This is a genomic window from Parabacteroides sp. Marseille-P3160 (assembly GCF_900162725.1).
Lineage (GTDB): Bacteria > Bacteroidota > Bacteroidia > Bacteroidales > Tannerellaceae > Marseille-P3160.
On sequence record NZ_LT799418.1, the window covers coordinates 1,093,666 to 1,105,706 of the forward strand.

The window sequence follows — 12,041 nt, forward strand, 5'->3', positions numbered from 1 at the left end:
AATATTTATATTGAATAATTCTTTAACCTGCTCTTCCATTTTTCATAAGCTTCTATGTAGGCGTCGTTCTTATCTTTTTCAGGATCGAAAACAAACAGTTTTTTCAGGGAGGCGAAGGCCTCTTTATGAGTGGCATAGATGCCGATTCCCATGCCTGCTCCTTTGGCGGCTCCGACGGCTCCGTCGGTGTTAAATAATTCCACAGTCGCGCCGCTTACATTCGACAGGGTTTGTGCAAATAACGGACTGAGGAACATATTGGCGTATCCTGCCCGAATTAAATGAATGTCCATACCCATTTCTTTCATGATTTCCATCCCGTATTCATATGAAAAAACAATTCCTTCCTGAGCGGCACGTAACAGGTCGCTTTTTGTATGGATGTTAAAATTAATCCCGTGTACGGAACAGCTGATATCTTTGTTTTTGAGTATTCGTTCCGCTCCGTTCCCAAAAGGAACGACCGAGATACCTTTGGCTCCGATGGGAGATTGGGCTGCCAGAAGATTCATGTCGGCATAGGATAATCCTTCCAAAGCCAGATTCTGTTTCAGCCATGAATTGAGAATGCCTGTCCCATTGATACATAATAAGATTCCCAATCGCTGCCTATCTTTCGTGTAATTAACATGGGCAAAGGTGTTTACGCGTGATTCCCTATCATAATCCAATCGATCCGATATCCCGTATACCACGCCCGATGTACCGGCGGTAGAGGCTATTTCTCCGGGATTAAAAACATTTAGGGACAGTGCGTTATTGGGTTGGTCGCCTGCCCGGTAGGAGATAGGCGTTCCCACTTTTAATCCGAGTTCACGGGCCGCCGTTGTCGAGACCTGCGCCTGTATGCCGAATACCGGCTTTATTTCAGGGAAAAAACTTTTGGGAATACCGAAATAACTCAATACGTCTTCTGATAAGGATTTTGTTTTAAAGTCCCAGAAAATACCTTCGGACAGTCCTTCGATCGTCATCGCTATATCGCCTGATAACTTCATGGCAATATAGTCGCCGGGCAGCATCAATTTATCAACCTTTTCATAAATAGCCGGTTCGTTTTCTTTTACCCAAGCCAGCTTGGATGCCGTAAAGTTGCCCGGAGAATTGAGCAGATGGGAAAGGCATCGTTCTTCTCCGATTGCCTTGAACGCCCGTTCGCCGTAGGACACGGCCCGGCTATCGCACCAGATGATTGCCGGCCGCAATACCTCTTGATGCTTATCGACAAGTACCAGGCCATGCATCTGCCAGGTAATGCCGATGCCCTTGATTTCTTCCGCTTTTATCTTGGATTTCCGCATAACCGACCCGTGGGCGATTTTCAGATTATTCCACCATTCTTCCGACTCCTGTTCTGCCCATCCAGGTCTGATTGCCTTGATCTTCATTTCTGTTTTCGGATGGAAATCCGACGCAACCACTTCTCCCGAGTCGGCCTTTACCAAACATGCCTTTACCGAAGAGCTTCCTATATCATAGCCTAATAGATACATGGTATTTCCCTTTTTTGTTTATAGATTCGATTTAAGCTTATTATATTCTTTCTTGTTGAATTTGTAAAGACGGGCCGCCCGATGGGGAACGCCTTTTTCTTTTTCATCCAATGCTACTATATAAGGCATCGTTGCTACCTTTTTGTGGAAATTACGAATGTCGATAAACCGGTTATAAATTGCCTCATATAATTTATGCAGTTGGCTTATCGTGAATTTTTGAGGAAGGAGTTCGGAGATGATTGCCGGTTCATATTCAACCCAGCGCCTGATTTCCCCCAAAGACTCACCTACAATTAAATTATGATCGAAAGGCATATGTGGTATTGAATTTACAGAGCGCCATTCCGAATGTTTGTATCTGGAGATATTCGTTAGTTTCCGATCGATTTTGCAAAGAGCAATATATACAACTGTTATCAACCGATTGATATCCGGTTTGTAGGCTTTGTCCAACCACAGCCTGTCTTCCTGCTTGCTGGCTCTATCCGGTGATGCAAAACATTTGAACTGTTTTAATGGCAGTTTTTTGATACCCGTTAATTCAAATAGAACTCGTTGGGCGGCATCGTCTACATCTTCTTCATTATAGATCAGGCTACCCGGTAATTTCAGTGCCTTGGATTCTCCAGTTCCTGCATTCCGTTGTACCAGAAGTATGGTTAATTGTTTTTCGTCGAAACCAAAGACAACGCAATCGATCGATACATAGGTATGAATAAAATTTGGACTCATGGCAGCCTCTATTTAATTATTTTCCCCTGGAGAATGCGAATATAACATTTTATATTTAATGCTTATTTGATCGGGATCTATTTTAGGGTTAAATTATTGTAAATAAAAATGTTATATATCATATAAGATATGATAAGACTTCTTTTCTGGCGAGTCATTCAAATGGATAAGTAGCTTACTATAAGTATTTTAAAAAAGCGGTAGGAAAAGCGTTCAATCGTTAATTTTTACAATAAGCGGGCATGAAAAAAGGCAGCCTGATTAAGGATGCCTCCGGGATGCTCTTCCTCTTGGACTTGAACCAAGGACCCTCTGATTAACAGTCAGATGCTCTAACCAACTGAGCTAAGGAAGAAAAAAAACTTCAATACCTATTATAACCGAAAAAGTGGCTCTTCCTCTTGGACTTGAACCAAGGACCCTCTGATTAACAGTCAGATGCTCTAACCAACTGAGCTAAGGAAGAATTTCTTATCTCCGTTCAGGCCTCTTGTAGGCCCCCCGGAAAATGTGTTGCAAAAGTACAGGATGTTTTCGAAATATGCAATATCTTTGCAGAAAAAAAAGAATGAAAGCGATTGGGATAGGAAACGCTTTGGTGGATGTACTCCTTCAACTGGAAAATGATGAAATACTTTCCTCTTTTGGCCTTCAAAAGGGAACAATGGATCTTATCGATGAGAATCAGATGGTTTCTATCCGGAAAGCTCAGGAAAACCTGAAGAGAAGCCAGGCGCCCGGAGGATCTGTTTGCAACACGATGAGGGCAATGGCGCAGTTAGGCGCGTCGGTCGGGTTTATCGGGAAAATCGGTTCGGATGAGGCCGGAGCTTATTACGAAGAGGCTTTGCGAAAAGCAAACGTGATTTCTTATTTTTCCCATGTCCCGGGCATTTCCGGCAGTTCCACGGTCATGATTTCTCCGGATGCGGAGCGTACGATGGCTACTTTTCTCGGCCCGGCCGCCACTTTGACGGCGGAAGAGATTCCGGACGAAGTCCTCTCGGCTTACGACTGCATTTATATTGAGGGCTATCTTATCGCGAACGAACGGCTTTTTGTTCCGGTCCTGAAGCAGGCCAAGCGATTGGGGCTCAAAGTCGCCTTGGACTTATCGAATTTTAATGTTGTCAACGGATTTAAAGAATTGCTTTTGGAGGTTATTCCTTCCTATGTGGACATCCTGTTTTCCAACGAAAGCGAAGCCGAAGCGTTTGCTGGCAGGCAAGCTGAAAAGGCCGTATCGTTTATTTCGCGCATGGCGGATATTTCGGTGGTTACCATGGGTAGTAAAGGAGCATTAGTCGGATGTAAAGATGGAATTATCCGAATTCCTGTTTCAGGCGGCGCACCTGTTGATACGACTGGTGCCGGAGATCATTTCGCCGCCGGCTTCCTCTATGGCTTGTCAGCCGGGAGAAGTTTGGAGAAATCGGCACGGGTAGGCTCTTTTCTGGCAGGTTGTGTAGTCGATATCATCGGAGCCCAGATTCCCGACAGGCAATGGGAACAAATAAAGTTAAAAGTAAGAGAGATTTTGTCTTGAAAATGTATTATTCTTTACTTTTGGACAAAATGAAATGTCATATCAAAATAATTCAGATAAAATGCGAAAAATGAAGTTGGTCCGTATCGTCTGTCTTCTGCTGCTTGTCGTAATTTTGAAACCGTCCGTCAATCTGCAGGCTCAGACGGATAGCCGGTTTGAAATCAGTAAGAATCTAGATGTCTTCAATGCTTTGGTCAAAGAAATGGAGTTGTTTTATGTCGACTCCATTGACGTGGATAAAACCATACGCCGGGGCATCGACGGTATGTTGAAAGGGCTGGATCCCTATACCGAATATATTCCTGAGAACGAGATGGAGGGGTTGAATTTTATTACGACCGGCGAATATGGCGGCATCGGAGCCTATATCCGTGAACGGGAAGAGGGGGGAGTTATTATTGCGGAGCCTTTTGAAGGAATGCCGGCCCAACTTACCGGATTGAAGGCGGGCGACCGTATTCTGGCTATCGATACGATCGATGTCTCCGTATTCTCTAACGATAAAGTCAGTGAGTTGCTGAAAGGCGTTCCGAACAGCAAGATCAAACTAAAGATACAACGTCCGGGCGAAAAGAAACCGCGTGAATTCGAGTTTCTCCGCAAGCAGGTCGTCGTCGATCAGGTGACCTACTACGGGGTGAGAGGAGACGGTATCGGCTATATTTACTTGCAGGGCTTCACCAACAAAAGCGCCCAGGAAGTAAAGAGTGCGTTTGAGGACTTAAAAAATAACCATCATATCAAATCTTTGATCCTTGATTTGCGGAATAACGGAGGGGGAGTGCTGGACGGGGCAGTTCAAATCGTCAATCAATTTGTTCCCAAAGGGCAGGAAGTGCTCTCTACCCGTGGAAAAATCAAGCAATGGGACCGGATCTACCGGACGACTATGGAGCCTCTGGACACGGTTATACCGCTTGCCGTATTAATCAACGGCGGTTCTGCTTCGGCTTCCGAAATTCTTAGCGGGGCCTTGCAGGATCTGGATCGCGCCGTATTGATCGGACAGCGTTCTTTTGGAAAAGGCCTGGTACAGGCTACGCGCGATTTGCCTTATGACGGTAAACTGAAGGTAACGATGGCGCGTTATTATATTCCCAGCGGGCGTTGCATCCAGCAGTTGGACTATGCGCACCGGAATCCGGACGGCAGTGTGGGAGTGATCCCGGATAGCCTCACGAAAGTTTTCAGGACCTCAAAAGGCCGCTTGGTGCGCGACGGCGGAGGTGTTAGCCCTGACTTTGAAGTAAAAGAGGAGAAGATGCCGACCATGATGTACTATCTGATGACCGGATATACTTTATTCGATTTCGTAACGGATTGGGTCCAGAAACATCCGACGATTGGCCCGGCGGAAGAATTTGAAGCGACAGATGCCGATTTCGACGCTTTCAAGTCTTATGCCAAAGCGAAGGACTTCACATACGATCGCCAGAGCGAAAAGGCGTTGGCTAACCTAAGAGAAATAGCGGAGATGGAAGGATATATCGAGGAAGACTCTGTCCTTTTCGAAGCGTTAAAAGTAAAATTGACTCCGGATTTGGAACGTGATTTTAACCGCTATAAGGAAGAAATCAAGAAACTCCTGACTTCCGAAATCGTGAAGCGTTATTATTATCAGAAAGGCGAGCTGATCAACAGCTTGCGAAACGATAAATCACTGGAGAAAGCTCTGGAGGTTTTAGCCGATCCGGCACTTTATGAAAAGACATTGAGTGCGCCTGTGAACGGTGAAGTCGCCTCCAATCTGCTGCGGCGTTAAGGGTGTTTGCAAAATCTTTTTATTTGCCTAACAGGATTTTGTCGATTTGCTTGACGAAGGCATCCTTGGGCAAGGCTCCGACGGACATCTGGGGTTTTCCCTGAACCGGAACAAAGAGGGTCGCGGGGATGCTCTGTATACCGAAGGTATAGGCCAAATTCTTTTCCTGATCCACATTTACCTTATAGATGACAATCTCATCCTGGTATTCCTTGGCCAGTTCCTTTAGGATCGGGGCAATCTGACGGCACGGGCCGCACCAGTCGGCATAAAAGTCGATGATGCAAGGCTTATCGCCTTCATATACCCATTGGTCGGGCGTCTTTTCGTAATTATAGACTTTTGTAAGGAAGTCGCTTTTATTAAGTGCAATCACTTCTCCTTTTCCTGTATCCTCATTATTCCCTGCTTCGTCTTTGGCGTTAGCTGAATGACAGCTGTTGGCGATCAATAGAAACGGCAGAAGGAAAACTAATTTTAAATGTGTCGTCATATATAATGCTTAAGTAATGATTTTTTAATTTTAATGAAGCCAAAGATAAGAACTTTTTTAAGAAAAAATAGTACCCGATTGAATCATCCGGCATAGGCGATTGTCTATTTGTGTGTGGGAAAATTAATCTGTCAGTGCATTGCACTTAAATTCAGTGTACTATAGTAACAAAATCAATCGCCTAAAAACGGATTTTTCCTTAACTTTGTGTCGTATGCAAACCGATAAGCTAAAAGCTTTTATACAAGAGCACCGGGAGGATGATCCGGTAGAACTTCTGCTGGGTGCTTCCCGTTATCCGGAAGTGGATGTGCCATATGCTGCAGAGCTGATTGCGGCCAGGAAGCAGATCAAGGACAAGCTGCCGCACTGGTATGCTGACGATTCCCTTCTCTTTCCCTCTAAACTGGCGGCCGAGCAGTGCTCTTCCGAACAGACAGCCCGCTATAAGCAACGGTTGGCGGAATCGGACTGGCATCTGGCGGATTTGACCGGCGGGCTGGGTGTCGATAGTTATTTTTTCTCGCAAAAGATACACCAGGTAACGTATATCGAGCGTTTTCCCAGCTATTGTGAGGCCGCACGGTCTAATTTTTCGGCTTTGGGCATAGGGAATATCCGGGTTATCCAGGGAAATTCGGTCGATCTGCTGCCGGAGTTGGAGAATGTCGATTGTTTTTATCTCGACCCGGCGCGGCGGGGGGAAGGAAATCGGCGCGTTTTCGCCCTTTCGGATTGCGAGCCGGATCTGACGCAACTGCTTTCCCGCTTATTGCGGAAAGCGCCCCGGGTGATTGCCAAGCTCTCCCCGATGTTAGATATTCAGCACACACTGAAACAGTTGCCTGGGACGGAGGAGGTGCATGTTCTTTCGGTAAAGAATGAATGCAAGGAATTGCTTTTTATTATCGCTCGGGATCCGGCGGAAAAGAAAGAGCCTGCCATTTACTGCGTCAACTTTCCGGCGGAAGGCGAAGAGCAGTCGTACCGCTTTACTTTAGCAGAAGAACGGGAGAGTCATGCCGGGCTGGCGGATGGGGCGGCGGCCTTTCTTTACGAACCTAACGCCTCCATCCTAAAGGCCGGCGCTTACCAGTCGATCGCTATTCGGTATGGATTGCGGAAGCTGCATTCGAACAGTCATCTTTATACTTCGGAACGGCGGATCGCTTTTCCGGGGCGGACCTTTGTTGTAGAGGAATCGATACCTTGCAACGGCAAGACCATGAAGACGATTGCGAAAAAAATTCCCCAAGCCAATCTGACTGTACGCAATTTTCCTCTTTCCGTCCGCGAATTACGCCAACGGACGAAGATCGCCGAAGGGGGCGAGGTTTATCTCTTTGCTACTACGCTTGCTTCCGGCGCGAAGGTACTGATCCGCTGTGTCAAGCCAGATGCGGTATCAACTGAATAATAATAGGATAAGTTGGGCGGAAATCACCCGGATAAACATAGAGAGCGGGTAGACGGTCGCATAAGTTACCGAAGGTTCATCTCCTTCGACTGTCGTATTGGCGTAACTCAACGCCATCGGATTCGCCATGCTTCCGCAGAGCATTCCTATGTTTTGGGCATAGTCCACATGTAGGAAACGAGAAGTAATAAAGCCGACCAGCAAAACCGGAACCAGCGTCAGGCAAAAGCCGATGGATACCCAGATGAGTCCCTGGTTGCTGAAAACGGTTTCGAAGAATTGTCCCCCGGACTGAAGTCCCAGTCCTCCCAGATAGATGACGATACCTAATTGGCGGATCATCAGGTTGGCGCTCTGCGTGGTATAGGTCGTCATATGGAAACGGGGGCCGAACGCACCCATCAGGATGCCGACAATGATCGGACCGCCCGCGATCCCCAATTTGATCGGCGTACTGAGTCCCGGGATCTGGATTGGAATTAGTCCCAGCAATACCCCCATGGAGATGCCGAGGAAGATGGCAATCAGGTTCGGATTATCCAACCGTTTGATTTCATCGCCCAATATCTTTCCGACATTTTTGACGGAATTGGCTTCCCCGACAATTGTCAACTTGTCTCCCAATTGCAGGTGAAGATTGGGAGAGGCGATAAGGTCTATGCCCGCGCGGTTAACCCGTGTAATGTTAATTCCATACAAGTTGCGCAGGCGCAAGGAACCCAGCCGGACGCCGTTGATCTTGTCGCGCGTAACGACGATTCGGCGGGAAATCAATTGGCTGTCAATAGCATCCCAGTTGATGTCCTCTTTGTTCCAATCCACCTCTTCCTGCATGCCGAACAGCAGGCGGATATTTTCCAAATCTCCTTTGGAGGAAATCACAAGTAGGTGGTCATTGGGCTCCAGTTTGACATCAGAGGTCGGGATGCTGACCTTACCGTTTCTCCAGATCCGGGAAATGACGAAATGCATATGGGAGAGTTTGACTACTTCGCGGACGCTTTTGTCGAAAATAGCAGGGTTGCTGACTCTGAATTCCGAGATCTTCGTTTGGTCTTTGCTCTCTTCCTTCGACATTGTTTGCTCTTTTCCGGAAAAGAAGAGGGCCTTTAGGACGATGATAGCCAGAATGACTCCGACGACCCCAAGTGGATAGGTAACGGCACAGGCAAGCGCCATGTCCGTAACCCCTTTGGTGTTACCCGGATCCATCTGAAGGAGAGCCTGTTGTCCGGCTCCGAGAGCTGGAGTGTTGGTTACTGCTCCGCAGAGGAGGCCGACCATATCAGACAGAGGGATTCCCGTTGTCCAATGGAAGACGAGAGTAAATATCAGTCCCAATAGAATTAAGGCCATGGAGATGGTATTAAGCTTGATACCGCTTTTCTTAAAGGAAGAGAAAAATCCCGGCCCTACCTGTAATCCTAAAGCGTAGACAAAGAGTATCAGCCCGAAGTTTTGGGCCAACATCAACATCATCGGGTCGACAACCAACCCGAAATGCCCGGCAATGATTCCAGTGAAAAAGACGAAAGTAATACCTAAGGAGACTCCGAATATTTTCAGTTTCCCTAATGATAATCCAATAGCAGATACTAAAGAGAGAATAATTACAGCCTGCACGGTGGATTGTCCATCAAAGGCTTCCGTCAACCAATTCATAAGATAGCTTGTCTTTTTTCGCCGGCAAATATAATAGATTAATCTGTATCATCCGGCTGGAAAGAGAGCATATTGTCACTAAAAGTGCATAGAACTGTATTTATTAAAGTGACCCGAATTACTTTTCGTCTCTTTTCAGGGAAAAATCGGATTATTATTTAGATCTCCCTGATTTTAATATTCTTGAACCAGCAGTTGTATCCATGGTCTTGCAGGCCAATGTAACCTTCTCTGGCGGGGCCCTCCTTAAATCCTTCCCAATCTTTGAATTTGCTTCCTGCCACGAGCGCTTTCCACTCGGGTGTCCAGAGTTCGTATTCAACTACTTTCACACCGTTTTGAGTGTGGGTCACCTTACCTTCTTTCACCCGGACTACGATGGTATTCCATTCTCCCGCAGGCTTGGCGTTTTGCGGTAGTGCGGGAAGCATGTCGTAAAGGGAGCCGGCAAGATGATTTGTCAGTTTGTTATCCCCGGCATTCCAGTTGTCGAGCACTTGTATCTCCGGTGCTGCGTAATAAATAGGTTTGTTCGGGTATTCAACGATGTTATAGAAAATACCGGAGTTTCCCTCTCGCTCGATTTTCCAATCGATGGACAGCTCAAAGTTTTTGAATTTCTTCTTTCCGAAGAGGATATCACCCCCTTGTCCCTGCCCGGCTTTTTCTCCCCTGCTGACCTTCATCGCATTTTCGTCGATCACCCAGTTGGGTGCTATTTCCGTCGAATTGCATTTTCTCCATCCATCCATTGATTTTCCGTCGAAGAGCAGTATCCATCCGTCTTTCTTTTCCTGATTGGAAAGGCTGTTATCCTTTTGCGCTTGTACATTCATAACACATAGCGCGGTAATGAGAAGAGATAAAATTGTCGTTTTCATGTCGTTTTAATTTTTATTCTTAAGATTAATAGTTGATTCTTGCGATATCATCATTCAAAGATATGGATTCTTGAAAAATAAATACTTTGTACAAGCGGATATTTTCGGGATATTTTTCTCTTATTTCCCGGATTCATCCGTATCCTCCGGTTGGTAGGAGAGTATATTGTCTGCCAGATGGAACTGAAAGTCGTTTTCTGCAAGGAAACGGATAACTTTTAGTGTCTTTTCCTTCGGGAAGGGGAGGGCCTGGGACAGTTCCAGTACCGGCTTTTCTTTTTCCCGCAGCGATTGGGCCAAGGATTCGCGGATCCGGTTGAATTCCCAGTTGGTCAGTCCGGATTGGCTCTTGCTCAGGCAAACATCGCAGCAGCCGCAATCGCGGCTCTCTTTCTCACCCAGATAGGATAGAAGCAGGCGGGAGCGGCAATAGCGGTCGTTTCCGATGTATTCCAGCACTTTGTCTATCCGGTACTGAAGCCGTTCCTTCCGGTTTTCGTAGACTGGGCGGTCGATCCGGACGTATTTCAATTCTTCCCGGCTTCGGGTAAATATGATCTGCGGCATTTTTTTCTGTGGAATATAATGGATAATCCGGTATTTAGACAGGCCAGTTAAGGTTTGGTATACTTCATCAGCCGTCGCATTGGCGCGGGTTGCGATTAACGATTCGTCGATGTAGATATAATCGGCGAAGAGGCCGGTGTAAGAACGGAGAATGACCTGGATGATTTCGTCCGTCCGCTTATCTTGCGTCAGCGATCGATATAGCTCTTCCCGGGTGACAAGGAACATCAGACGGGAGGCATTTTCCGGGTCTTCGGTATATTCGATGTAACCCGCCAGTTCCAATATTTTCAGGGCATAGTGCGCTTGCAGGATGGAAAAGTGATAGGCGGCGCAAAAGGCAGCTAATGGGAAGTCGTGGGTCGTGAAGAAGCCGTAACCGGCGGCAATCTGAAAGTAATTGCCCAGCGCCTCGTACACCCGGAGGATAAATTCCTTTGCCGGAAACTCATCCGACAGGCGTTTCTTTAGTTTCGTATTATCCTGATTGGAACAGAGTGCGACAGCATAAGCCTTTTCCCCGTCACGGCCGGCGCGGCCCGCCTCCTGGTAGTATTCTTCCAGCGAACCGGGCATATCCATATGGACGACAAGGCGCACGTCCGGTTTATCGATCCCCATGCCGAACGCATTGGTCGAAACGATGACGCGGCATTCGCCGCTTTTCCAGCGGTTCTGCCGTTGGGTCTTTTCTTCCCGGTTTAGCCCGGCATGGAAATAGTTGGCGGAGATGCCGGCCTGTTGCAAGACAGAAGCAATCTCTTTCGTGCTTTTCCGGTTCCGCACATATACGATAGCCGTCCCGGGGACTTTCTGCAGGAGACGGACAAGTTGCTGCATCTTGTTCTCCGTATGGCGGACGATATAGGCCAGATTGGGGCGGGCGAAACTTTTCTGAAAGACGTTCTTTTCCTTGAAATGCAGTTTCTCTTGAATGTCCTGGACAACCTCCGGAGTCGCGGTGGCCGTCAATGCCAGGACAGGGACGCCCGGCAATTGGTCGCGTATCTCTGCAATATGAAGGTAGCTCGGGCGGAAGTCGTATCCCCATTGAGAGATGCAATGGCTTTCGTCCACGACCAGCAGGCAGACTTTCATCGCCTGCAGTTTTATCCGGAAGATCTCGGTATAAAGCCGTTCGGGTGAGATATACAGGAATTTGTAATTCCCATAGATACAGTTTTCCAACTGGATCAGGATCTCTCGGCGCGTCATGCCGGAATAAACGGTTGTCGCTTTGATACCGATCCTCCGCAGATTGTCCACCTGGTCTTTCATCAGGGCGATCAGTGGGGTAACAACAATGCAGATGCCTTCCATCGCCATCGCCGGAACCTGAAAGGTCAGCGATTTTCCCCCGCCGGTGGGCATCAGTCCGAGAGTATCTTTTCCTTCGCTTACCGAATGGATAATGTCTTCCTGTAAAGGACGGAAGGAGGTATACCCCCAGTACTTTTTTACTATCTCATGGTAGATGTCCAT

Annotated in this window: 9 protein-coding genes and 2 tRNA genes; 3 read left to right on the forward strand and 8 right to left on the reverse strand. The window is 47.1% G+C overall.

Features of this window, described 5'->3' with window-relative positions; all coding sequences use genetic code 11:
- Window positions 1-5 precede the first annotated feature (5 nt).
- The 4 genes from BQ8014_RS04330 to BQ8014_RS04345 all read right to left on the reverse strand — a co-directional run bounded on the left by BQ8014_RS04330 (window position 6) and on the right by BQ8014_RS04345 (window position 2,694).
- On the reverse strand, window positions 6-1,493 hold the full coding sequence (locus tag BQ8014_RS04330) for a xylulokinase (RefSeq protein ID WP_080903290.1): 1,488 nt from the start codon (window positions 1,491-1,493) through the stop codon (window positions 6-8).
- An 18-nt stretch (window positions 1,494-1,511) separates the two neighbouring features.
- Complete coding sequence (locus BQ8014_RS04335) at window positions 1,512-2,228, reverse strand: NrtR DNA-binding winged helix domain-containing protein (RefSeq protein ID WP_080903291.1); 717 nt, start codon at window positions 2,226-2,228, stop codon at window positions 1,512-1,514.
- 281 nt (window positions 2,229-2,509) lie between these two features.
- A tRNA-Asn gene (locus BQ8014_RS04340) sits at window positions 2,510-2,583 on the reverse strand.
- A gap of 34 nt (window positions 2,584-2,617) precedes the next feature.
- Window positions 2,618-2,694: transfer RNA gene (locus BQ8014_RS04345), tRNA-Asn, on the reverse strand.
- A 102-nt stretch (window positions 2,695-2,796) separates the two neighbouring features.
- On the opposite strand from BQ8014_RS04345, the gene BQ8014_RS04350 reads away from it, so the two are divergent.
- Together BQ8014_RS04350 and BQ8014_RS04355 are read left to right on the forward strand one after the other, a co-directional pair.
- A complete protein-coding gene (locus tag BQ8014_RS04350) occupies window positions 2,797-3,774 on the forward strand; it encodes an adenosine kinase (protein ID WP_080903292.1) in 978 nt (325 codons plus the stop codon).
- Window positions 3,775-3,844: 70 nt separating this feature from the next.
- Window positions 3,845-5,539 (forward strand): S41 family peptidase, encoded by a 1,695-nt coding sequence (locus tag BQ8014_RS04355; protein WP_369808780.1) that lies wholly within the window; start codon window positions 3,845-3,847, stop codon window positions 5,537-5,539.
- Window positions 5,540-5,558: 19 nt separating this feature from the next.
- Here BQ8014_RS04355 and trxA read toward each other — a convergent pair whose 3' ends face one another.
- Window positions 5,559-6,032, reverse strand: coding sequence for a thioredoxin (gene trxA, locus BQ8014_RS04360; RefSeq protein ID WP_080903293.1), 474 nt, complete (start codon window positions 6,030-6,032; stop codon window positions 5,559-5,561).
- A gap of 214 nt (window positions 6,033-6,246) precedes the next feature.
- On the opposite strand from trxA, the gene BQ8014_RS04365 reads away from it, so the two are divergent.
- Window positions 6,247-7,449 carry a THUMP-like domain-containing protein gene (locus tag BQ8014_RS04365; protein WP_080903294.1) on the forward strand — a complete coding sequence of 401 codons (1,203 nt, stop codon included), beginning with the start codon at window positions 6,247-6,249 and terminating at the stop codon, window positions 7,447-7,449.
- On the opposite strand, the gene BQ8014_RS04370 is transcribed toward BQ8014_RS04365, so the two are convergent.
- The 3 genes from BQ8014_RS04370 to BQ8014_RS04380 form a co-directional block, all read right to left on the reverse strand.
- Window positions 7,438-9,111, reverse strand: a complete 1,674-nt coding sequence (locus BQ8014_RS04370) for a putative transporter (protein ID WP_080903295.1) — start codon at window positions 9,109-9,111, stop codon at window positions 7,438-7,440. The two genes, BQ8014_RS04365 and BQ8014_RS04370, sit on opposite strands and share 12 nt — an antisense overlap.
- A 158-nt stretch (window positions 9,112-9,269) precedes the next feature.
- Window positions 9,270-9,992, reverse strand: a complete 723-nt coding sequence (locus BQ8014_RS04375) for a 3-keto-disaccharide hydrolase (protein WP_080903296.1) — start codon at window positions 9,990-9,992, stop codon at window positions 9,270-9,272.
- Between the two features lie 120 nt (window positions 9,993-10,112).
- On the reverse strand, window positions 10,113-12,041 hold the full coding sequence (locus BQ8014_RS04380) for a RecQ family ATP-dependent DNA helicase (RefSeq protein WP_080903297.1): 1,929 nt from the start codon (window positions 12,039-12,041) through the stop codon (window positions 10,113-10,115).

Bases quoted from the DNA above. Each gene is read 5' to 3' on its own strand.
- BQ8014_RS04330 (WP_080903290.1), bottom strand. From the start codon at position 1,493: ATGTATCTATTAGGCTATGATATAGGAAGCTCTTCGGTAAAGGCATGT.
- BQ8014_RS04335 (WP_080903291.1), bottom strand. From the start codon at position 2,228: ATGAGTCCAAATTTTATTCATACCTATGTATCGATCGATTGCGTTGTC.
- BQ8014_RS04350 (WP_080903292.1), top strand. From the start codon at position 2,797: ATGAAAGCGATTGGGATAGGAAACGCTTTGGTGGATGTACTCCTTCAA.
- BQ8014_RS04355 (WP_369808780.1), top strand. From the start codon at position 3,845: ATGAAGTTGGTCCGTATCGTCTGTCTTCTGCTGCTTGTCGTAATTTTG.
- trxA (WP_080903293.1), bottom strand. From the start codon at position 6,032: ATGACGACACATTTAAAATTAGTTTTCCTTCTGCCGTTTCTATTGATC.
- BQ8014_RS04365 (WP_080903294.1), top strand. From the start codon at position 6,247: ATGCAAACCGATAAGCTAAAAGCTTTTATACAAGAGCACCGGGAGGAT.
- BQ8014_RS04370 (WP_080903295.1), bottom strand. From the start codon at position 9,111: ATGAATTGGTTGACGGAAGCCTTTGATGGACAATCCACCGTGCAGGCT.
- BQ8014_RS04375 (WP_080903296.1), bottom strand. From the start codon at position 9,992: ATGAAAACGACAATTTTATCTCTTCTCATTACCGCGCTATGTGTTATG.
- BQ8014_RS04380 (WP_080903297.1), bottom strand. From the start codon at position 12,041: ATGGACATCTACCATGAGATAGTAAAAAAGTACTGGGGGTATACCTCC.